The organism is Arthrobacter sp. BPSS-3 (assembly GCF_044628475.1).
Lineage (GTDB): Bacteria > Actinomycetota > Actinomycetes > Actinomycetales > Micrococcaceae > Arthrobacter.
On record NZ_JBIMMV010000012.1, the window covers coordinates 51,996 to 73,892 of the forward strand.

The 21,897-nt window shown below is 69.7% G+C and carries 20 protein-coding genes; all 20 read left to right on the forward strand.

Going from position 1 to position 21,897, the window contains the following annotated elements:
• The first annotated feature begins 41 nt into the window (after positions 1-41).
• The 20 genes from ACFVY3_RS16085 to ACFVY3_RS16180 all read left to right on the forward strand — a co-directional run bounded on the left by ACFVY3_RS16085 (position 42) and on the right by ACFVY3_RS16180 (position 21,732).
• Positions 42-1,250: an amidohydrolase gene (locus ACFVY3_RS16085; RefSeq protein ID WP_400160478.1), complete on the forward strand. Its 1,209-nt coding sequence runs from the start codon at positions 42-44 to the stop codon at positions 1,248-1,250.
• A 199-nt stretch (positions 1,251-1,449) separates the two neighbouring features.
• Positions 1,450-1,935: a MarR family winged helix-turn-helix transcriptional regulator gene (locus tag ACFVY3_RS16090; RefSeq protein WP_400160479.1), complete on the forward strand. Its 486-nt coding sequence runs from the start codon at positions 1,450-1,452 to the stop codon at positions 1,933-1,935.
• Between the two features lie 64 nt (positions 1,936-1,999).
• Positions 2,000-2,431, forward strand: coding sequence for an organic hydroperoxide resistance protein (locus tag ACFVY3_RS16095; protein WP_400160480.1), 432 nt, complete (start codon positions 2,000-2,002; stop codon positions 2,429-2,431).
• Positions 2,428-3,453, forward strand: coding sequence for an NADP-dependent oxidoreductase (locus ACFVY3_RS16100; protein WP_400160481.1), 1,026 nt, complete (start codon positions 2,428-2,430; stop codon positions 3,451-3,453). Before ACFVY3_RS16095 ends, ACFVY3_RS16100 begins: the two co-directional genes overlap by 4 nt.
• 332 nt (positions 3,454-3,785) lie before the next feature.
• Positions 3,786-4,898 carry a BMP family protein gene (locus tag ACFVY3_RS16105; protein ID WP_290258855.1) on the forward strand — a complete coding sequence of 371 codons (1,113 nt, stop codon included), beginning with the start codon at positions 3,786-3,788 and terminating at the stop codon, positions 4,896-4,898.
• 228 nt (positions 4,899-5,126) lie between these two features.
• Entirely contained in the window at positions 5,127-6,722 is a 1,596-nt protein-coding gene (locus ACFVY3_RS16110) for an ABC transporter ATP-binding protein (protein WP_400160482.1), read from the forward strand.
• Positions 6,715-8,088: an ABC transporter permease gene (locus tag ACFVY3_RS16115; RefSeq protein WP_400160483.1), complete on the forward strand. Its 1,374-nt coding sequence runs from the start codon at positions 6,715-6,717 to the stop codon at positions 8,086-8,088. Before ACFVY3_RS16110 ends, ACFVY3_RS16115 begins: the two co-directional genes overlap by 8 nt.
• On the forward strand, positions 8,085-9,596 hold the full coding sequence (locus ACFVY3_RS16120; protein WP_400160484.1) for an ABC transporter permease: 1,512 nt from the start codon (positions 8,085-8,087) through the stop codon (positions 9,594-9,596). Before ACFVY3_RS16115 ends, ACFVY3_RS16120 begins: the two co-directional genes overlap by 4 nt.
• Positions 9,593-10,036, forward strand: coding sequence for a cytidine deaminase (locus ACFVY3_RS16125; protein WP_400160485.1), 444 nt, complete (start codon positions 9,593-9,595; stop codon positions 10,034-10,036). Before ACFVY3_RS16120 ends, ACFVY3_RS16125 begins: the two co-directional genes overlap by 4 nt.
• On the forward strand, positions 10,033-11,355 hold the full coding sequence (locus tag ACFVY3_RS16130; protein ID WP_400160486.1) for a thymidine phosphorylase: 1,323 nt from the start codon (positions 10,033-10,035) through the stop codon (positions 11,353-11,355). Before ACFVY3_RS16125 ends, ACFVY3_RS16130 begins: the two co-directional genes overlap by 4 nt.
• Positions 11,356-11,434: 79 nt before the next feature.
• Positions 11,435-12,046: a DedA family protein gene (locus tag ACFVY3_RS16135; RefSeq protein WP_400160487.1), complete on the forward strand. Its 612-nt coding sequence runs from the start codon at positions 11,435-11,437 to the stop codon at positions 12,044-12,046.
• 165 nt (positions 12,047-12,211) lie between these two features.
• Positions 12,212-12,934, forward strand: a complete 723-nt coding sequence (locus tag ACFVY3_RS16140) for a DedA family protein (RefSeq protein ID WP_400160488.1) — start codon at positions 12,212-12,214, stop codon at positions 12,932-12,934.
• Between the two features lie 33 nt (positions 12,935-12,967).
• Positions 12,968-14,125 (forward strand): adenosine deaminase, encoded by a 1,158-nt coding sequence (locus tag ACFVY3_RS16145; RefSeq protein WP_400160489.1) that lies wholly within the window; start codon positions 12,968-12,970, stop codon positions 14,123-14,125.
• A gap of 79 nt (positions 14,126-14,204) precedes the next feature.
• Positions 14,205-14,867 carry a MazG nucleotide pyrophosphohydrolase domain-containing protein gene (locus ACFVY3_RS16150; RefSeq protein ID WP_400160496.1) on the forward strand — a complete coding sequence of 221 codons (663 nt, stop codon included), beginning with the start codon at positions 14,205-14,207 and terminating at the stop codon, positions 14,865-14,867.
• Positions 14,868-15,008: 141 nt separating this feature from the next.
• Positions 15,009-16,289: a phosphopyruvate hydratase gene (gene eno, locus ACFVY3_RS16155; protein WP_364136802.1), complete on the forward strand. Its 1,281-nt coding sequence runs from the start codon at positions 15,009-15,011 to the stop codon at positions 16,287-16,289.
• A 122-nt stretch (positions 16,290-16,411) separates the two neighbouring features.
• On the forward strand, positions 16,412-17,128 hold the full coding sequence (locus ACFVY3_RS16160; RefSeq protein ID WP_400160490.1) for a septum formation initiator family protein: 717 nt from the start codon (positions 16,412-16,414) through the stop codon (positions 17,126-17,128).
• Between the two features lie 65 nt (positions 17,129-17,193).
• Positions 17,194-17,928 (forward strand): DUF501 domain-containing protein, encoded by a 735-nt coding sequence (locus tag ACFVY3_RS16165; RefSeq protein ID WP_400160491.1) that lies wholly within the window; start codon positions 17,194-17,196, stop codon positions 17,926-17,928.
• Positions 17,925-18,875: an exopolyphosphatase gene (locus ACFVY3_RS16170; protein WP_400160492.1), complete on the forward strand. Its 951-nt coding sequence runs from the start codon at positions 17,925-17,927 to the stop codon at positions 18,873-18,875. Before ACFVY3_RS16165 ends, ACFVY3_RS16170 begins: the two co-directional genes overlap by 4 nt.
• 51 nt (positions 18,876-18,926) lie before the next feature.
• Positions 18,927-20,306: a S8 family serine peptidase gene (locus ACFVY3_RS16175; protein WP_400160493.1), complete on the forward strand. Its 1,380-nt coding sequence runs from the start codon at positions 18,927-18,929 to the stop codon at positions 20,304-20,306.
• A gap of 34 nt (positions 20,307-20,340) precedes the next feature.
• Positions 20,341-21,732 (forward strand): FAD-dependent oxidoreductase, encoded by a 1,392-nt coding sequence (locus ACFVY3_RS16180; RefSeq protein ID WP_364136810.1) that lies wholly within the window; start codon positions 20,341-20,343, stop codon positions 21,730-21,732.
• Positions 21,733-21,897 lie beyond the last annotated feature (165 nt).

The following is a 21,897-nucleotide window of genomic DNA, read 5'->3' on the forward strand; positions in this document are numbered from 1 at the left end:
CGGGATGCCGCTATTTTTTGGACTGTGGCTACAGTGATTGAGTGCGCAATTACACTACCGAGGCCGAGCCCACCACCCGCGTGGAACCCTGGCTGGAGCCCCTCCTGCCGGAATTGATCGACTTCCGCCGTGACCTGCACGCGCACCCCGAGCTGTCCTTCAAGGAATTCCGCACCACGGACAAGCTCGCCAGCCGGCTGGAGGCCGCCGGACTGAAGCCGCGCCGCCTGGAAGGCACCGGCCTGACCGTGGACGTGGGGGAGGGACCCATTGCCACCGCGCTGCGCGGCGATATCGACGCGCTGCCGATCATCGAGGAAACCGGGCTGGAGTTCGCCTCCAAGAACCACGGGGTCACGCACGCCTGCGGCCACGACGTGCACACCACCACCATGCTCGGCATTGCCCTGGTGCTGCAGCGCATGCACGAAGCCTCCCCGCTGGGCGGGACGGTCCGGATCATCTTCCAGCCGGCCGAGGAAACCATGCCCGGCGGCGCCCATGCCTGCATCGAACAGGGCGTCCTCGAGGGCGTTCCCCGGATCCTGGCGCTGCACTGTGACCCGCGGATCGAGGTGGGCAAGATCGGCACCCGCATCGGCGCCATCACCTCCGCCTCCGACACCATCAAGATCGAACTCTCCGGCCGCGGCGGCCACACCTCCCGCCCGCACCTGACCGAGGAGCTGGTCTTCGCCCTCGCCCAGATCGCTATCAACGTCCCCGCTGTCCTGTCCCGCCGGGTGGACGTGCGCAGCGGCGTCTCCGTGGTGTGGGGCCACATCTCCGCCGGCGCCGCCCCGAACGCCATCCCGGCCAGCGGCTACATGGCCGGCACCATGCGCTGCCTGGACCGGGACGCCTGGCACAGCGCCGGCCGGATCCTCGACGAGGTGGTCCAGCAGATCGCCGCGCCCTATGGCGTCGACGTTCACCTCGAGCACACCCGCGGCGTCCCGCCGGTGGTCAACTCCGAGCACGAGACCGCACTGATCGAGGCCTCCGCCCGCGCCGAGATCGGCGAGAGCTCCGTGGTGCTCACCCCGCAGTCCATGGGCGGGGAGGACTTCGCCTGGTTCCTGGCAGATCTGCCCGGGGCCATGATGCGGCTGGGCACCAAGACCCCCGGCGGCGAGGAGTACGACCTGCACCGCGGCGACTACATCCTGGACGAGCGCGCCCTGGGCCTGGGCATCCGGGTCCTTACGGCCGCCGCCCTGCGCACCCTGCGCGATATCGGGCAGCAGTAGCGACTCCGCCTCACCGTCTGGCTTCCCCGCCGGAATTCCCCACCTTCGCCTGCCCGGCGCGGGGACCCGCCGTCGGATCCCGCGGACACGCCGCACGACGACGTCGAACGTGGGGGATTTCCGCAGGCCACCACGGTCGATGCATTAGGTTGTGCACAACTGAGTTGCGCACAACTGAAAATGTCCGTAGGGTGGAACCATGCCCGCTTCCGCAGAGACCCCCGACGCCGTGACCCGGCCCGAGGCGCCCCGCCTCGATGCGCCCCGCCTCGACAGGCAATTGTGCTTCGCCATGTACTCGGCCTCCCGCGCCGCGACGGCGGCCTACCGGCCGATGTTGGAGGAGCTGGGCCTGACCTACCCGCAGTACCTGGCCATGATGGTGCTCTGGGAGGACCAGCCACGCAGCGTCCGCGACCTCGGCGAGGAGCTCGGCCTGGACTCGGGCACGCTGTCCCCGTTGCTGAAGCGGCTCGAGGCGCTGGGCTTTGTGGAACGGCGCCGGTCCGCCGAGGATGAGCGGCGCGTCGAGGTTTTCCTGACCGACGCCGGTTCCGCCCTGGGCGCCCGCGCCGCCGGTATTCCGCAACGCCTGGCCGACGCCGCCGGACTCTCCGCCGCGGAGCTGGACCAGCTCCGCGAGACCCTGACCCGGTTGGCCGCCGCCCTGCACGCCGGCCACTGACGGCGACCGGGCCGCCCGGCGGCCCACACGACAGACTTTCCCCACCCCGACAGATTGGATCCCCATGAAAACCCTGTACACCGCGGAGGCCCTCGCCTCCGGTGAAGGCCGCGACGGCAACGCCCAGACCAACGACGGCAAGCTCAATGTCACGCTCGCCAGCCCGCTGGAGCTCGGCGGCAGCGGCGAGGGCACCAACCCGGAGCAGCTCTTCGCCGCCGGCTATGCCGCCTGCTTCCACTCGGCCCTGCGCCTGGTGGGCCGCCAGCAGAAGGCGGACCTGACCGATTCCGCCGTCGCCGCGAAGATCCACCTCGGCGCCCTGGACGGCGGCGCCGGCTACGGCATCGCCGCCGAACTCGAGATCGCGCTGCCCGCCGTCGACCGCGAGACCGCCGAGGCGCTCGTGGCCAAGGCCCACGAGGTCTGCCCCTACTCCAATGCCACCCGTGGCAACATCACCGTAGACATCACCATCATGGAGGTCGCCGCATGAGCACCGAGAACACCACCCTTCCCACCAGCACCCGCGAGATCCAGCTGGCGTCCCGCCCGCACGGCCGTCCCGTGCCGGAGAACTTCCGCCTGGCCGAGTCGGCCCTGCCGGAGCTGCAGGACGGCCAGGTGCTGGTCCGCAACCTCTTCATCTCCGTGGACCCGTACATGCGCGGCCGGATGAACGATGTGAAGTCCTACTCCGCGCCGTTCGCCCTGGACGCGGCCATGGAGGGCGGCGCCGTGGGCGAGATCATCGCCTCCCGCTCCGAGGACCGCAAGGTCGGCGACACCGTGGTGCACAGCCTCGGTTGGCGTGAATACGCCGTCCTGGACGCCGGCGCCACCTCGCCGGCCCGCACGGACCTCGCCCCGGCGTCGGCCTTCCTCGGCGCCCTCGGCATGACCGGCCTGACCGCCTACGCCGGCCTGCTGAAGGTTGCCGACTTCAAGCCCGGCGACGCCGTGTTCGTCTCCGGTGCCGCCGGCGCGGTCGGCTCCCTGGTGGGCCAGATCGCCAAGGCCATGGGCGCCTCCCGGGTCATCGGCAGCGCCGGCACCCCGGAGAAGGTCGCCCGCCTGCTCGAGCTTGGCTTCGACGCCGCGTTCAACTACCACGATGGCCCGGTCCGCGACCTGCTCAAGGACGCAGCGGGGGAGAAGGGCATCGACGTCTACTTCGACAACGTCGGCGGCGAGCACCTCGAGGCCGCGCTCTCGGTGATGAACGTCGGCGGCCGCGTCGCCATGTGCGGCGCCATCGCGCAGTACAACTCCACCGAGCCGACCCCGGCCCCGCGGAACCTGATGCTGGCCATCGGCAAGCAGCTGACCCTCAAGGGCTTCCTGGTGGGCGGCTACTGGCAGTACATGGGCGAGTTCGTCGAGAAGGTCTCCGGCTGGATTGCCGACGGCACCATCCGCTACGACGAGACGATCGTGGACGGCCTGGAGAACGCCCCGCAGGCCTTCATGGACCTGCTCGACGGCGCCAACACCGGCAAGATGCTCGTCCGCCTCTAAGCAAGCCTCCAGGCAGACAGCCGACCCGCACACCGGTTGCGGCTCCGAAAGGCCCCGGACTCACAGTCCGGGGCCTTTTGCGCCCCGTGGGCAGGGGGTGGGGCAGGGACGGGGCAGGCTAGGGGAGCGCGTTGGTAACAACTTCTCAACAATCTGGGAAACCGCTGTGAACTGTGTTACTCGACGTGTTGCAGGCCACTAAAGTAGCTGGCATCAGTGCGCCTCGGCGCAGCGCTGCGAACGCCTCAGTGACAACAGTGTTTCGGGAGCAACACCGTAAGCGGACAGTCATTGAACACCCGTCGCATCGCCTACCCCTTCCTGGAGGAACTTTGAAGAACTCACTGCGCGCAACTCTCAAGCGCGGTTCCATGGCCGGCGTCGCCACCGCGGGTGCGGCCGCCCTGCTGCTGACCGGCTGCGGCGCCGCCCCGTCCTCGTCCAACGCCTCAGGTTCGGCCACCAAGTCCGACTACACCGCCTGCATGGTGTCCGACTCCGGCGGGTTCGATGACAAGTCGTTCAACCAGTCCGGCTACGAGGGCCTGCAGAACGCCGCCAAGGACCTCGGCATCAACGAGAAGCACGTCCAGTCCAAGGCTGACACGGACTACGACCCGAACCTCCGCTCCATGGTCCAGCAGGGCTGCAAGCTCACCGTGACCGTCGGCTTCCTCCTCGGCGACGCCACCAAGTCCATCGCGACGGCCAACCCGAACAACCACTTCGCGATCATCGACTACAACGACCCGACCTTCCCGAAGAACGTCAAGCCGATCGTCTACGACACGGCCCAGGCCGCGTTCCTGGCCGGCTACCTGGCCGCCGGAACTTCCAAGACCGGCAAGGTCGCCACCTTCGGCGGCATCAACATCCCCACCGTCACCATCTTCATGGACGGCTTCGCCGACGGCGTGAAGTACTACAACCAGAAGAAGAGCAAGAACGTCCAGCTCCTCGGCTGGGACAAGGACAAGCAGGACGGCACCTTCGTCGGTGACTTCAAGCAGGTCGACAAGGGCAAGGTCCTGACCCAGGGCTTCCTGGACCAGGGCGCGGACATCGTCCTGCCCGTCGCCGGCCCGGTCGGCGGCGGCGCCGGCAGCGCCATCCTGGACGCCAAGTCCAAGGGCAAGGACGCCAAGCTCATCTGGGTTGACTCCGACGGCTACCTGACCGCCGCCGAGTACAAGTCCGTGATCCTGTCCTCCGTGCAGAAGACCATGTCCACCGCCGTCGAATCCGTCATCAAGGACGACAAGGACGGCAAGTTCGACGCCGCCCCGTACATTGGCACCCTGGAGAACGGCGGCGTGGCCCTGGCCCCGTTCCACGACCTGGATTCCGCTGTTCCGGCCGACCTCAAGAGCGAGCTGGACCAGCTGAAGAAGGACATCATCTCCGGCACCGTCAAGGTCGAGTCGAAGTCCAGCCCGACCAAGTAAGCAGCACACCGCGGGGCGGGGTGCCCTTCCGCCGTCACCCGGCCGAAGGGCAGCGCGTTCTGTTTTGCCGGGACCTCCCGGCACCCCGCCGGGCCGCCTCTGGGGAAGCCCGCCCGGCCACCACCCTGCCCAGCAACCACCCGTGACACTAGGCTGGGATCACCCGCTGCGCTGCCGCCCACCACGGCGCCGGAGCAGTCCATTTACACAGACAGATTGGTTGGGGTTTTGAAACTCGAACTGAAGGGGATCACGAAGCGCTTCGGATCCCTGGTAGCCAATGACCACATTGACCTGGTCGTCGAACCCGGGCAGGTGCACTGCCTGCTGGGAGAAAACGGCGCCGGCAAGTCCACCCTGATGAACGTCCTCTACGGTCTCTACGACCCGACCGAGGGCGAGATCCTGGTGGACGACAAGCCCGTGGTCTTCAAGGATCCGGGCGAGGCGATGGCCGCCGGCATCGGCATGGTCCACCAGCACTTCATGCTCATCCCGGTCTTCACCGTGGCCGAGAACGTGGCCCTCGGCAACGAGACCACCAAGGCCGCCGGGCTGCTGAACCTCGACGCCACCCGCGAGAAGATCCGGCAGATCTCGGACCAGTACGGCTTCGACGTCGACCCCGACGCGATGGTCGAGGACCTCCCCGTCGGCGTCCAGCAGCGCGTCGAGATTATCAAGGCCCTGGTCCGCGACGCCGAGGTCCTGATCCTGGACGAGCCCACCGCCGTGCTCACCCCGCAGGAAACGGACGAACTCCTGGACATCATCCGGCAGCTGAAGCGGGATGGGAAGTCGATTGTCTTTATCTCGCACAAGCTCCGCGAGGTCAAGGCCATCTCGGACACCATCACCGTCATCCGCCGCGGCAAGGTCGTCGGCCAGGCCGACCCCTCCGCCTCACCCACCGAGCTGGCCTCCGCCATGGTGGGACGCGCCGTCAGCCTGAACCTGGACAAGGCCCCCGCCAGGACCGGCGACGTGACGTTCACGGTCCGGAACCTCACCGTGACCGACCACAACGGCCAACACGTCGTCGATGGGCTGTCCTTCGACATCGCCAAGGGTGAGGTCCTCGCCATCGCCGGCGTGCAGGGCAACGGCCAGACCGAACTGACCGAGGCGATCCTTGGCGTCCAGCCGCACGTCACCGGCTCCATCACGCTCGACGGCGAGGAACTGCTGGGCAAGAGCGTCAAGCACGTCCTCGGCGCCGGCGTCGGCTTCGTCCCTGAGGACCGCACCCTCGACGGCCTGGTCGGCACCTTCACCATCGCCGAGAACATGATCCTGGACCTCTACGACAAGGCCCCGTTTGCGCGTGGCGTCGGGATGAAGCCCTCCGTGATCGCCGAGAACGCGGCCAAAAAGGTCGAGGAATTCGACGTCCGCACCCCCTCGGTCGCCGCCGCCGTCGGCACCCTCTCGGGCGGTAACCAGCAGAAGGTGGTGCTGGCCCGCGAGCTCTCCCGCCCGCTGCGGCTCTTCATCGCCTCCCAGCCCACCCGCGGCCTGGACGTCGGCTCGATCGAATTCGTGCACAAGCGCGTCATCGCCGAACGCGACCACGGCACCCCGGTCATGATCGTCTCCACCGAACTCGACGAGGTCATGCAGCTGGCGGACCGGATCGCCGTGCTCTACCGCGGCAAGCTGGTCGGCATCGTGCCCGCCACCACCTCCCGCGACGTGCTGGGCCTGATGATGGCCGGCGTCCCGGCCGCCGAAGCCGAAGCCAGCGCCTCCGCCCACGCCCCCAGCGGCACGACGACGACGGCGCTCCCGGAGCCTGCCGGCCACGAAGGAGAAACCCATGTCTGAGAAGACAACCCCCGAGCCCCAGGCTCCCGGCGGCACCACCCCCGAACCGCAAACGCCCGGCGGCACCACAAAGGAGGCCATCGCCTCCGACGTCGCCCTCGACACCGCCGGCGGCCAGATGCCTCCCTCGGCCGTGCCCGCCGCCACCCAGCTGCACGGCGGTGACCGCGAGGGCTCGGTCATGCACAAGATTTTCACCGGCAACGCCATGGTCTCCGTGCTCTCGGTCCTGCTCGCGATCGTGCTCGGCGGCATCCTGATGGCCGTCACCAACCCGAAGGTCGCGGCCGCTGCCGGGTACTTCTTCGCCCAGCCCGGCGACCTGCTCACCGAGGTGATCCGCCCCTACACCGCACTCGTGCAGGGATCGATCTTCAACTGGGCCGGGGCCGACCTGTCCGCCCAGCTGTACCCGATCACGGAGACCTTCACGGTCGCCACCCCGCTGATCTGCGCCGGCCTCGGCGTCGCCCTCGCCTTCCGCGCCGGCCTGTTCAACATCGGCGCCCAGGGCCAGATCATCTTCGGTGCCCTGTTCGGCGCCTACGCCGGCTTCGCCTGGCACCTGCCCATCGGGCTGCACCTGCTTGTCGTCATCGTCGCCGGCCTGGTCGGCGGCGCGGTCTGGGGCGGCGTCGTCGGCCTGCTGAAGGCCCGTACCGGCGCCCACGAGGTGATCGTCACGATCATGCTCAACTACATCGCCAACTTCCTGCTGCTGTTCCTGCTGACCACCCCGGCGTTCCAGCGCAAGGGCTCCACCAACCCGATCTCGCCGTTCCTGGACCCCAGCGCGCTGTTCCCGGAGCTGCTCGGACCGCAGTTCCGCCTGCACGCCGGGTTCCTGGCCGCGATCCTGGCCACCGTGTTCGTCTGGTGGCTGCTGAACCGCTCCACCATCGGCTTTGAGTTCCGGGCCGTCGGCGCGAACCCGAGCGCCGCGCGCACCGCCGGCATCAACGTCGCCCGCAGCACCATCCTGGTGATGGCGATCGCGGGCGCCCTGGCCGGCCTCGCCGGCATCGCCCAGGTTTCCGGCACGGAGAAGTACCTCTCCGGCGGCGTTGCCGCCTCGATTGGCTTCGACGCCATCACCGTCGCCCTGCTGGGCCGTTCGACGCCGTGGGGAACGTTCTTCGCCGGCCTGCTGTTCGGCGCCTTCCGCGCCGGCGGCGTGGCCATGCAGGCCCAGACCCAGACCCCGATCGACATCGTCCTGGTCATCCAGTCCCTGATCGTGCTGTTCATCGCGGCGCCCCCGCTGGTGCGGGCGATCTTCGGACTGAACCCCCGTAAGAAAAAGACCACCACGAGTGGGACCGCCGGCACGCACGCCGGCGGCGTGAAGAGCGGAGCGGCAGCATGAGCGCCACCACACACTCCCCGGCCAGCACGCCGGGCACCGGGAAGGGCGGCGCCACCGCCCCCGGCGGCAAGGCCGGGAACCCGGCCGCGTCAGAGCTGGTGAGCTGGAAGGCCGGCGTCGGCCTGGGCCTGCTGGCCGTCCTCGGCACCGTCCTGTTCGGCTTCCTGGCCAACACCAAGTCCGCGGGCTTCCGGATCGCCGAGGCCCGCGACCCGAACGCCTCCTCCGCCGCGGCCTGGATCACCCTGGCGGTCGCCCTCGCCGCCGCGGCCTACGTCGGCTACCGCTGGATCAGCCAGCGGCGCGACGGCGGACCCGTGGACCGCTGGATCCCCGCTACCACCATCGCCGCCGTCGTCGTCCTGGGCCTGGCCGCCCTCGGCGTCGCGCAGGTGGAAAAGGTCACCGTGCCCTCGATGGTGTTCGGCTGGATCTGCTCCGTGCTGCTGCTGGCCCTCGCCGGCTACACCATCTGGCTGACCCTGCAGCGCCGCCGCACCCCCGGCTGGGTGGGCGGACTCTTCGCCGTGGTCTTCCTGGTCGGCTTCATGATCTGGATCGTCGCCGGCGGCCGCGACCCGGAACCCTCCATTTCCCTCGGCGGCCTGATGGCCGGCGCCGTTACGCTGGCCGTGCCGCTGGTCTTCGGTTCCCTCTCCGGCGTGCTCTGCGAGCGGGTCGGCGTGGTCAACATCGCCATCGAGGGCCAGCTGCTGCTGGGCGCCTTCTCCGCCGCCGTCGTCGCCACCATCACCGGCAACGTCTACGTGGGCCTGGTATCCGCCGCGATCGCCGGTGCGCTGGTCTCCCTGGTCCTGGCCGTGGTCAGCATCAAGTACCTGGTCAACCAGATCATCGTCGGCGTCGTGCTCAACGTCCTGATCAGCGGCCTCACCAGCTTCCTGTTCTCCACCCTGCTCACCGCGGACCCGGAGCACCTGAACAAGCCGGGCCGGCTGCAGGCCGTGGACATCCCGTTCCTGGCCGACATCCCGATCATCGGACCCATCCTGTTCCACCAGTCCCTGGTGGGCTACCTAATGTACATCGCCGTGATCGTGGTCTACGTCGGGCTGTTCCACACCAAGTGGGGCCTGCGCGTGCGCGCCGTCGGCGAACACCCGCAGGCGGCCGACACGGTGGGCATCAACGTCAACCGCACCCGGTTCATCAACGTCCTGATGGGCGGGGCGATCGCCGGCATCGGCGGTTCCTTCTTCACCCTCGTCTCCGTCGACGCGTTCAGCAAGGACATGTCCGGTGGCCGCGGCTACATCGCCCTCGCCGCCATGATCTTCGGCCGCTGGAACCCCATCGGGGCCTTCCTGGCCGCGCTGCTGTTCGGCTTCGCCGACAACCTGCAGAGCATCATCACCATCATCGGCTCGCCGGTGCCCAGCCAGTTCATGGCGATGCTGCCCTACGCCCTGACCGTGATCGCCGTCGCCGGGCTGGTGGGACGGTCCAGGCCGCCCGCGGCCGGCGGCATACCGTACGTGAAGGGGTGACCGGCGTGACCGGAACCCCCGACGTCGAGCCCTTGGACCTCACCGCCGCGGTGGACTGGGCGGCCCTCGAGGCCGCCGCCATCGCGGCGATGCGGAACGCCTATGCGCCCTATTCCTCCTTCCCGGTGGGGGCCGCCGCCCTCACCGCGGACGGTCGGATCGTCAGCGGCTGCAACGTCGAAAACGCCAGTTACGGCCTCACCCTCTGCGCCGAGTGCACCCTGGTGGGCAACCTGCAGATGACAGGTGGCGGAACGCTGCGCGCCTTCTACTGCGTCGACGCGCACGGCACCGTCCTGATGCCGTGCGGCCGCTGCCGCCAGTTGCTCTACGAATTCCGCGCCCCGGACATGGAACTCATGACCACCCAGGGCATCAAGACGATGGACCAGGTGCTGCCCGACGCCTTTGGCCCCCAACATCTGGAGGAAACACGATGACCCCGTCCACCCATAACACCGCATCCTTCGACGCCGTCGACATCATCCGCACCAAGCGGGACAAGGGCACGCTCAGCGCAGCCCAGATCGACTGGACCATCGACGCGTACACCCGCGGCGCCATCGCCGACGAACAGATGGCCGCCCTGAACATGGCCATCCTGCTCAACGGCATGGACCGCGCGGAGATCTCCCGCTGGACCGCGGCGATGATCGCCTCCGGCGAGCGGATGGACTTCTCCAGCCTGCGCCGGCCCGACGGCGGCGTGAAGGCCACCTCGGACAAGCACTCCACCGGCGGCGTGGGGGACAAGATCACCCTCCCGCTGGCACCCCTGGTGGCCGTCTTCGGCGTCGCCGTCCCGCAGCTCTCCGGCCGCGGCCTGGGCCACACCGGCGGCACCCTGGACAAGCTCGAGGCGATCCCCGGCTGGCGGGCCGACCTCAGCAACGAGGAAATGCTCGCCCAGCTGCAGGACGTGGGCGCGGTCATCTGCGCCGCCGGCGCCGGCCTGGCCCCGGCGGACAAGAAGCTCTACGCCCTGCGCGACGTCACCGGAACCGTCGAGGCGATCCCGCTGATCGCGTCCTCGATCATGAGTAAGAAGATCGCCGAGGGCACCGGCTCCCTGGTCCTGGACGTCAAGGTGGGCAGCGGCGCGTTCATGAAGGACGAGGCGCGCGCCCGGGAGCTGGCCGAGACCATGGTGGCCCTGGGCAAGGACGCGGGCGTCAACACCGTGGCCCTGCTCACCAACATGAACACCCCGCTGGGCCTGACCGCCGGCAACGCGATCGAGGTCGAGGAGTCCGTGGAGGTGCTCGCCGGCGGCGGTCCCGAGGACGTCGTCGAACTCACCGTCCGGCTGGCCGAGGAGATGCTGGCCTGCGCCGGCGTCCACGACGCCGACCCGCGGGCCGCGCTCAAGGACGGCCGCGCCATGGACGTCTGGAACCGGATGATCGAGGCGCAGGGTGGCGAGCCGCGAGCGGCGCTGCCGGTGGCCAAGGAATCCGAAACCATCTACGCCCAGGCCGACGGCGTGCTGGTGGAACTCGACGCGATGGCCGTCGGCGTCGCGGCCTGGCGCCTCGGCGCCGGCCGCGCCCGCAAGGAGGACCAGGTCCAGGCCGGCGCCGGCGTGCGGATGCACGCCAAGCCCGGCGCCACTGTGCGGGCCGGCGAGCCGCTGATGACGCTGCTCACCGACACCCCGGAGAAGTTCGACCGGGCCAAGGAAGCACTGGAGCACGCCGCCGTGATTGCCCACGAGGGATCCCGTCCGGCCCAGCAGCTGATCATCGACCGCATCGCCTAAGACCACCGCGGGGACCCGGCAGTACACTGGCTGCACAGCAGTCCGGGAGAAACCGGGTCCCGCCGTGCGTTAGGAAACCGTGCAGGCAATTAACGACTTCATCCTGGCAGCCGCGGGCCAGCCGTGGGTTCTCATCCTGGTGTTCGCCTGCTGCCTTGTCGACGGGTTCTTCCCGCCGGTGCCGAGCGAGTCCGTGGTGGTGGGCCTGGCGGCCGTCACCGCCAGCGCCGGCGTTCCCAACCCGGTCCTGCTGCTCGCCGTGGCCGCCGCCGGGGCCTTCGCCGGAGACAACATCGCCTACGCGATCGGCCGTTCCGCCGGGACCGACCGCTGGCGCTGGATGCGCAGCTACCGGACCCAGCGGGCGCTGGCCTGGGCAGGCCGGGAGCTGCGGAAACGGCCCGCATCGCTGATCATGGTGGCCCGCTTCATCCCCATCGGCCGCGTTGCCGTCAACCTCACCGCCGGCGCGACCGGCTACTCCCGTCCCCAGTTCGTCGGCCTCACCGCGCTCTCCGCGGTCCTCTGGGGCGCGTACTCGGTGGGCATTGGACTGTTCTTCGGCCAATGGTTCGATCACAACCACCTGCTCGCCGCCACCATCGCCATCGTCTGTGCGGTCCTGCTCGGCATCGCCGTGGACCTGGTCCTGAACCGGCTGCGCCGGGGAAGCCCGATGAAGGCGCCGTGACGACCCCGCGCAGCGCCGTGACCTCGCCGCGTAGCGCCGGGGGAGCCGAGCATGGGACACTGGGATGCGATGCACATCACCCCGTCGACGACGGCGTGAGACGCCTCCCGTTCCGCACCCTTTCCGTTGTCCGCACCCGTTCAGTTTCCGAGGAGCACAGCCCGCGTGGAGTTCATTAATGAGGCCGTGCTCCATGCTGCCGGCCAATGGTGGATTTACCCCCTCCTGCTGGTTTTCTTCTTTGTCGACGGCTTCGCGATGGTGGTGCCCAGCGAGACCCTGATCGTGGCCCTCGCCGCGTACTCACGGCACAGCGGTGAGCCCAACCTCTGGATCCTCGGCCTCACGGCCCTGGTCGGTGCGATCGCCGGCGACAACATGGCCTACCTGCTGGGAAGCCGGATCGGGCTGGAACGCTTCCGCTGGATGCGCAAGCCCAAGGTGCAGCGCGTTTTCGCCTGGGCCCGGTACGAGCTCGAAAAGCGTGGCGCCGTGCTGATCTTCACCGCCCGCTACATTCCCTGGGGACGCGTCGCCGTCAACTACGTCGCCGGCACCACGGGCTTCCCGCACCGCCGCTTCTTCCTGCTCGACGCCTTCGCCTGCCTGACCTGGGTGGTGTACTCGCTGGGCATCGGACTGCTCGCCAGCTCCTTCCCGTGGCTGCACCACAACCCGCTGCTCAGCGCCGGAATCGCCGTCGTCTTCGCGATCGTGCTCGGCGTTGTCGTGGACCACGCGCTGCGCTGGTGGCACAAGCGCCTGGGCCGCCGCGACGAGGCTGCCGGCGAGGCTGCACCGGAGTCCGCTCACGACGGCGCACCGAAGCCCGCACACGAGGCCGGGGCCCCCGCCCGGCACACGCCAAGCGACGCCTCGCGGAAGTAGCGCCGCGGCGCCGTCCGACCCTATGGTGGGAGCGTGACTGAGACTATTGCTGACGATGCCCCTGACCTCGAGTTCGACCTGAAGGTCCTGCCGAAGGTTTCCCTCCACGACCACCTGGACGGCGGACTGCGTCCGGCCACCATCATCGACCTGGCCGCCGAGGTCGGGCACACCCTGCCCTCCACCGATCCCGTGGCGCTGGGGGAGTGGTTCCGGGAGTCCGCCGACTCCGGTTCGCTCGTCCGCTACCTCGAGACCTTCGACCACACCATCGCCGTGATGCAGACCAAGGAGGGCCTCTTCCGGGTCGCCAAGGAATTCGTCGAGGACCTGGCCGACGACGGCGTCGTCTACGGCGAGGTGCGTTGGGCACCCGAGCAGCACCTGCAGCGGGGACTGACCCTGGACGAGGTCGTCGAAGCGGTCCAGGCCGGGCTCGACGCCGGCGTGGAGGCCGTCTCCGAAACCGGCCGCGAGATCCAGGTGGGCCAGCTGATCACCGCCATGCGCCACGCCGACCGCAGCCAGGAAATCGCCGAACTCGCCGTCCGCCACCGCCACCAGGGCGCCGTCGGCTTCGACATCGCCGGCGCCGAGGACGGCTTCCTGCCCTCCCGGTTCAAGAACGCCTTCACCTACCTGGCCCAGCACAACTTCCCGGCCACCGTGCACGCCGGCGAGGCCGCCGGCCTGGAAAGCATCCAGTCCGCCCTGGTGGACGGCCGCGCCCTCCGCCTGGGCCACGGCGTCCGGATCGCCGAGGACGTCAGCATCGAATTCGAGGAAGCGGAGAGCGACGGGACCGAGGGCGACGAGGTTCCCGACACCATCGGCATGGTCACCCTCGGCGACCTCGCCGGCTGGGTGCGCGACCGGGGCATCGCCCTGGAAATCTGCCCGTCCTCCAACCTGCAGACCGGCGCCATCTCCGGCTTCGGCGAGGGCATCGAGAGCCACCCCGTGGACATGCTCTACCAGCTGGGCTTCAACGTCACCATCAACACCGATAACCGACTGATGAGCGGCGTGACCCTCACCGACGAGTTCGAACTGCTGGTGGAAACCTTCGACTACGACCTCGACGACCTGCTGGAACTCACCCTCAACGCCGCCGAGGCCGCCTTCCTCCCGCTGGAGGAGAAGGAAGCCCTGGTCGAGTACATCAACGAGGCCTACGCCGACCTTGGCTAGCAACCCCGAGGCCGCTCCTTCCGGGGCAGTGGGGGCGCTCCTGGACGTGATCGCCCAGCTGCGACTCCACTGCCCCTGGATGGGCGCCCTCACCCACGACTCCCTCGTGGAGTACCTCCTCGAGGAGGCCTTCGAGACGGCGGAAACCATCGAGGGCGGGCACGGAGACGCCGAACTCCGCGCCGAGCTGGGCGACGTGCTGCTCCAGGTGGTGCTGCACGCCCGGCTGGCCGAGGAACGCGGCGCCTTTGACTTCGTCGACGTCGCCCGCGGCCTGCGGGAGAAGATGATCCGCCGCAACCCGCACGTCTTCCGTCCCGACGGCACCCTGCAGGACACCTTCCCCGCCACGGTAGAGGAGATCGTGCAGACCTGGGACGCGGTGAAGCGGGCGGAGAAGTCCGGGCTCGGCCACGCCTTCGACGGCGTCCCGGCTGCGCTGCCCGCCCTGGCCCTGACACAGAAGCTGCTCGACCGCGCGGAGCGGGCCGGCCTGCCCGCCCGGCCGGCCGCCGTCGTGCCCGAACCACGTGGAACCCGAACCGGAACCGAACCCGCGCCCGATCCCCACACCGAGGAGGAGCTGGGCGAGGCCCTGTTCGCCATGGTGGCCGCCGCCCGGGCCCGGGGGCTGGACGCCGAACGGGCGCTCCGGGCCGCCAACCGCCGCTTCCAGGCCGCCGCCGCGGGCGGGACCGCGCCCCCGGATCCCGCCGCCGGGGCACCCCGTCCCGGGACGTAGCCGGGACTTAATAACTTTCCGTAACCCCGGCCCCTCTGGACTAGGCTAGGGGGTGACGAGGACGTCCACGACGGCTTGACCACCCCTGAGTTTCCAGCAGTCAGATACCCAACACACCGCTTCACCCAAAGGAGCATTTCCATGGCGCTTATCGATGCCATCCACGCCCGCGAGATCCTCGATTCCCGCGGCAACCCGACCGTAGAAGTTGAAGTCCTGCTCTCCGACGGCCAGATCGGCCGCGCGGCGGTTCCCTCCGGCGCCTCCACCGGCGAGCACGAGGCGGTGGAACTGCGCGACGGCGACAAGGGCCGCTACCTCGGCAAGGGTGTCCAGAAGGCCGTCGACGCCGTCATCGACCAGATCGCCCCGGCCCTGATCGGCTTCGACGCCACGGACCAGCGCAGCATCGACCAGGCCATGATCGACCTCGACGGCACCGCCAACAAGGGCAAGCTCGGCGCCAACGCCATCCTGGGCGTCTCCCTGGCCGTGGCCAACGCCGCCGCCGCCTCCGCAGACCTGCCGCTGTACAAGTACCTGGGCGGCCCGAACGCCCACGTCCTGCCCGTGCCGCTGATGAACATCCTCAACGGCGGCTCGCACGCCGACTCCGACGTCGACATCCAGGAATTCATGGTCGTCCCGCTGGGCGCCGAGACCTTCTCCGAGGGCCTCCGCTGGGGCGTCGAGGTCTACCACGCGCTCAAGGCCGTGCTGCAGTCCAAGGGCCTGGCCACCGGCCTGGGCGACGAGGGCGGCTTCGCCCCGAACCTGCCCTCCAACCGCGCCGCCCTGGACCTGATCCAGGAAGCCATCAAGAACGCCGGGTACACCCCCGGCAAGGACGTGGCCCTGGCCCTGGACGTCGCCTCCTCCGAGTTCTTCAAGAACGGCTCCTACGAGTTCGAGGGCAAGACCCTGAGCTCCGCCGAAATGAGCGCCTACTACGCCGAACTGGTCGCCGACTACCCGCTGGTCTCCATCGAAGACCCGCTGGACGAGAACGACTGGGAAGGCTGGAAGACCCTCACCGACAGCATCGGGGACAAGGTCCAGATCGTCGGCGACGACCTCTTCGTCACCAACCCGGAGCGCCTGCAGACCGGCATCGACGCCAAGACCGCCAACTCCCTGCTCGTCAAGGTCAACCAGATCGGTTCGTTGACCGAGACCCTGGACGCCGTCTCCCTGGCCCAGCGCAACGGGTACACCACCATCACCTCCCACCGCTCCGGCGAGACCGAGGACACCACCATCGCGGACATCGCCGTGGCCACCAACGCCGGCCAGATCAAGACCGGCGCCCCGGCCCGCTCCGAGCGCGTCGCCAAGTACAACCAGCTCCTGCGCATCGAGGAGGAGCTGGACGACGCCGCACGCTACGCCGGCCGCAGCGCCTTCCCGCGTTTCAAGGGCTAGTACCCGCAAAAACCAGTGACCGGTGGCTATGGTGGAAAGAACCATGGCCACCGGTTCTGTTTTGGCCGGCCGGCGCTGGCCCCCGGTCCGGCCAATGTGCCGGCCAGTTGTGAAGGAGTGACATGGCAACCCGCCGTCCCAAAGTTCCCAGGGCAGCCGCGCCGGCAGCTACTGCACCGGCCGCCGGCCGGGGGGAGCCCGACGGCGGCGACGTGATCCGGGCCGACTTCGGCGGATCCCGCCAGGCCCACGCCCCGTCGCAGGTCCCCGGACCGGGCACCAGCCGCACCGCACACCCCGCCCCGGGCCGGACCGCCAACGGCGCCACCGCAGCCGCGACACCGGGCGCCCCCGCGTCCCGCCCCGCTGCCGGCACCCCCAAGGGCCCGTCCGGCACGACGCCGGTAAGCAAGCCCGTCGTCGAGCGCGTCACGGACAGCACCGACCCAGTCCCCGCCAAGGCCTTCTCCGGCCGGATGCTGGCGCTGGCCCTGGTCATGGTGGCCATCACCATCCTGCTGGCCCCCACGGTCAAGATCTTCCTCGAGAAACGCTCCGAAATCGCCGGCCTCCAGGCGGACATCACCGCCAGCCAGGCCAAGCAGGCGGACCTGAAGCGGCAGATTTCACGCTGGCAGGACCCCAACTTCGTCAAACAGCAGGCCCGCGACCGGATTAACATGGTTATGCCCGGCGAAACCGGGTACTGGGTGTTCGGCAGCGACATTCCCGCCGACACCCCGGCCACCGGCGCCGCCGCGACCAGCGGCGACAGCCAGGAAACCCTGCCGTGGGTGGACTCCCTCTGGGAATCCATCCGCCGATCAGCAACAGACTAAAAGCGGCGCCCGCCGCCGGAGCACCGGACCCGGTCCTCCCAACAGGGCAGGAAGGTGCCGCACCCGTGGACCAGAACCGAGTGGACGCCCCCCAGTCCGGAACCGGCGGCTCCGCCGCGGACCACCGCACCCCGACGGCCCGGGACCTCGACGTCCTCAGCCGCCAGCTGGGCCGGCCGGTGCGCGACGTCGTCGAGATCCCCGCCCGCTGCGTCTGCGGCAACCCCCTGGTCGCCGCCACCTCCCCGCGGCTGAGCAACGGCACCCCGTTCCCCACCACCTTCTACCTGACGCACCCGGTCATCACCTCGGCCGTGTCCCGGCTCGAAGCCGCCGGCCTGATGAACGAGATGAACGACCGGCTCGTCGAAGACGCAGAGCTCGCGGACCGGTACCGCTCCGCCCACGAGGCCTACCTTCAGTCCCGCGCCGAGATCGGCGAACGTTCGGGCACCGGCCCGGTCCCCGAGATCGACGGCGTCTCCGCCGGCGGGATGCCCACCCGGGTTAAATGCCTGCACGTCCTGGTGGGCCACTCCCTGGCCGCCGGTCCCGGCGTCAACCCCCTCGGCGACGAGGCCATCGACGCGATCGCCGAATGGTGGACGCGGGACCGCTGCTACTGCGACGGCGCCTGGGACACCGCCGGCGAGGCCCCCAGCCGGGACCTGAGCCGCCACGGCCCGCAGGGCCTGCCCGACATCGTCGGCCGGCCGGCACCCGTGCGCAAGAACCGGGCCGAAAGCTCCGACGCCTCCGGTGCTTCTGCAGCCGGCGCGACCGACGGGGCGGCCCAGTGAGCCGCGTCGCCGCCATCGACTGCGGCACCAACTCCATCCGCCTCCTGATCGCCGACGTCGACACCACCGATCCGGCCGCGCCCAAGCTCACCGACATCGTGCGTGAGATGCGGGTGGTCCGCCTGGGCCAGGGCGTCGACGCCACGGGGGAGTTCGCGCCCGAGGCGCTCGAGCGCACCCTCGCCGCCACCGCCGACTATGCCGGGCTGATCCGCCGGCATGACGCCACGAGCGTGCGCTTCGTCGCCACCTCGGCCACCCGCGACGCCCGGAACCGCCAGGTCTTCATCGACGGCGTCCGCGAACTCCTCGGCGTCGAGCCCGAGGTCATCTCCGGCGACGAGGAGGCCGCGCTGTCCTTCGCCGGCGCCAGCAGCGTGCTGCCCTTCCGCGGAACCGACCCCGTCCTCGTCGTCGACCTCGGCGGCGGCAGCAGCGAATTCGTCCTCGGCAACGCCGACGGCGTCATCGCCGCGCGCTCGGTCGACGTCGGCTGCGTCCGGATGACCGAGCGGCACCTCAAGGCCGATCCGCCCACCGCGGACCAGGTCGCCGCCGCCACCGCCGACGTCGACGCTGCCATTGACGAGGCCGCCCGGACCGTGCCGCTGAAACGGGCCACCGCCCTGATCGGCGTCGCGGGCTCCGTCACCACTATCACCGCCCACGCCCTGAAGCTGCCGGAATACTCCGCGGACGCGATCCACGGCACCGAACTGGGACTGGACGCCGTGCGCGCCGCCTGCACCTCGCTGCTGGACATGCCGCGGGAGAACCGGGCAGCGCTGCCCTATATGCACCCAGGCCGCGTGGACGTGATCGGCGCCGGCGGACTCGTGTGGCGCCGGATTGCCGAACGGATGGCGGAGGCCACCGGCGGCGTCATCACCACGGCCGTGACCAGCGAACACGATATTCTTGACGGAATTGCCCTGAGCATCAGCTAGCGCCGTGCGCCACGCTGCGGCTCCGGCAGTCGAAGCGCCGATTGGACCCGAATGACCAGAGCACCAGCCCGGCTGAGCCGGACCGTCTCAGCCCTGATTGCCGTGGCCCTCGCCGGCGCCAGTGCCGCAGCCACCCTGACGGTGGCCCCGGCCGCCGTCGCCGACAGCACGCGGGATAAGGAATACTGGCTCGCCGAATCCGGCATCACCAAGGCCTGGGAGGTCTCCAAGGGCGCCGGCGTGAAGGTGGCCGTGATCGACAGCGGCGTGGACGGCAAGCACGCCGACCTCGCCGGCGCGCTGGCCGGCGGAACGGACATCTCCGGTGCCGGGGCGCCCGACGGGCAGAAAAGCATCGGGGCCAAGCCCGAACACGGCACCCTGGTAGCCACGATGCTCGCCGGCCGCGGCCACCAGCCTGCCCCGGCCACCGACGCGCCCTCGCCCAGCCCGAGTTCCACCGCCTCCGGGCCGGGACCGGACGGGATCGTCGGCGTCGCACCCGAGGCCCAGATCCTCTCCGTCTCCACCTGGCTCGGCTCGGCCAACCCCGGCGGTAAGAGCGACCAGGACCAGATCCCGGCCGCCGTGCGCTGGGCCGTGGACAACGGTGCCCGGGTCATCAACATCTCCCTCGGCAGCACCTCCCCGGAATGGCCGCAGAGCTGGGACGCGGCGTTCCTCTACGCCGAACAAAAGGACGTCGTCATCGTCGCGGCGGCCGGCAACCGCGTGGGCGGCAACGTCCAGGTCGGCGCCCCTGCCACGATTCCCGGTGTGCTGACAGTGGCCGGACTGGACCGGAAGGGCGCCGCCAGCATCGACTCCTCCTCCCAGGGCATCAGCATCGGCGTCGCCGCCCCGGCCGAGAACCTCATTGGCGGGCTGCCCGGCGGCGGCTACGCCGAGTGGGCCGGAACCTCCGGTGCCACCCCGATCGTCGCCGGCGTCGCCGCCCTGATCCGCTCCAAATGGCCGGACATGACCGCCAGCCAGGTGATCAACCGGATCGTCAGCACCGCCAAGGACTCCGGCGCCCCCGGCAAGGACCCGCTCTACGGCTACGGGGTGCTCAATGCCGAGGCGGCGTTGAAGGCCGACGTCCCCGAAACCACGGTGAACCCGCTGGGCACCATCTCCGACTGGATCCGCGTGCACCGGCGGGGCATTCCAGCGACCTCGGCGCCGGCCGCCGCGCCCCCGCCCTCCAATGCCGCGCCGGCCCTGCCGGAGCCCTCGGTCCCGGTGGCCCAGGCACCGTCCCCGGCGGATACCGCCGTGCCCGCGCTGGTGGTCCTGGGCTTCGGCGGATTGATCGTCTGCATCATCGCCGGGGCGGCCATCCAGCTCCGCCGGGCGGTTCGGGGGAGCGCCACGGAGGCCGCCGCCACGGTCCCGGAGCCGGACGACGTCATAGCCCCGAATAGTTAGTGAAGGTTTTCACAAAGTGCGGTATTCTGGACCCATGGCATCCACTCCTCAGCTCCAGGACCGTCCCAGGGTACTCGTCGTCGGCGGCGGGTACGTCGGCCTGTACGTAGCCCTCAAACTGCAGAAGAAGATCGCAAACGCCGGTGGCATCGTCACCGTCGTCGACCCGCTGCCCTACATGACCTACCAGCCGTTCCTGCCGGAGGTTGCCGGCGGCAACATCGAGGCACGCCACGCGGTCGTTTCGCACCGCCGGCACCTGACCCAGACCGAGCTCATCGAGGGCCGCGTCCTCTCGATCGACCACGCCAACCGCACCGCCGTGGTCGCCCCGGCCGACGGCGGCGAGAACTTCGAGATCCCGTACTTCGACGTCGTCCTGGCCGCCGGCGCCATCACCCGCACCTTCCCGATCAAGGGCCTCGCGGACAAGGGGATCGGCTTGAAGACCATCGAGGAAGCCGTCGCCCTGCGCAACAGCGTCCTCGAGCGGATCGAGACCGGCTCCCTGATGACCGACCCGGTCGAGCGCGCCCGCGCCCTGACCTTCGTCGTCGTCGGCGGCGGCTTCGCCGGCATCGAGTGCATCACCGAAATGGAAGACCTGGCCCGCGCCGCGGTCAAGAAGAACCCGCGCGTCAAGCAGGAAGAAATCCGCTTCGTGCTGGTCGAGGCCATGGGCCGCATCATGCCCGAGGTCACCGCCCAGCAGGCCGAGTGGGTCGTCGAGCACCTGCGCAGCCGCGGCATCGAGGTGCTGCTGAACACCTCGCTGGACAACGCCGAGGGCGCCATCAAGCTGATCAACCTGCCGGACAAGACCCCCGCGCAGGAGTTCGAGTCGGACACCCTCGTCTGGACCGCCGGTGTGCAGGCCAACCCGATGGTCCGCTCCACCGACTTCCCGCTCGAGCCCCGCGGCCGCGTGCGCGTCCTCCCGGACCTGCGCATCGCCGGCGACGAAGGCATCATCGAGAACGCCTGGGCCGCCGGTGACGTCGCGGCCGTGCCCGACCTCACGGGCAAGGGCCTCCCGGACGGCACCTGCGTCCCCAACGCCCAGCACGCGCTGCGCCAGGCCAAACGCCTCGCCAAGAACCTGTGGGCCTCCCGCTGGGGCAAGGAGCTCAAGGACTACAAGCACAAGAACCTGGGCGCCGTCGCCGGCTTCGGCGAATGGAAAGGCGTCGCGAACATCAACCTGATCGGCCGCATCGGCCTCAAGGGCCCGCTCGCCTGGCTCGCCCACCGCGGCTACCACGGCCTGGCGATGCCCACGGTCGAGCGCAAGATCCGCGTGATCTCCGGCTGGTTCTGGCAGCTCTTCCTGGGCCGCGACACCACTCAGCTGATGGACCTGGACAACCCGCGCGGCGCGTTCGTGGCCGCGGCCACCCCGGCCCCCAAGCCGGCGGACGCCAAGTAGTCCACCCGCAGCAACCACGACGGCGGCCGTTCCCCACGGGCGGTTTCTAGTGGTCGTTGCAACACTGCTGGTGGCTAGGTAGCTAGTAGTAAATCACGCAGACGCTCGGCCGGGGTATCCCAGCCGAGCGTTTTGCGTGGGCGGCCGTTGAGTTCCTGGGCGACG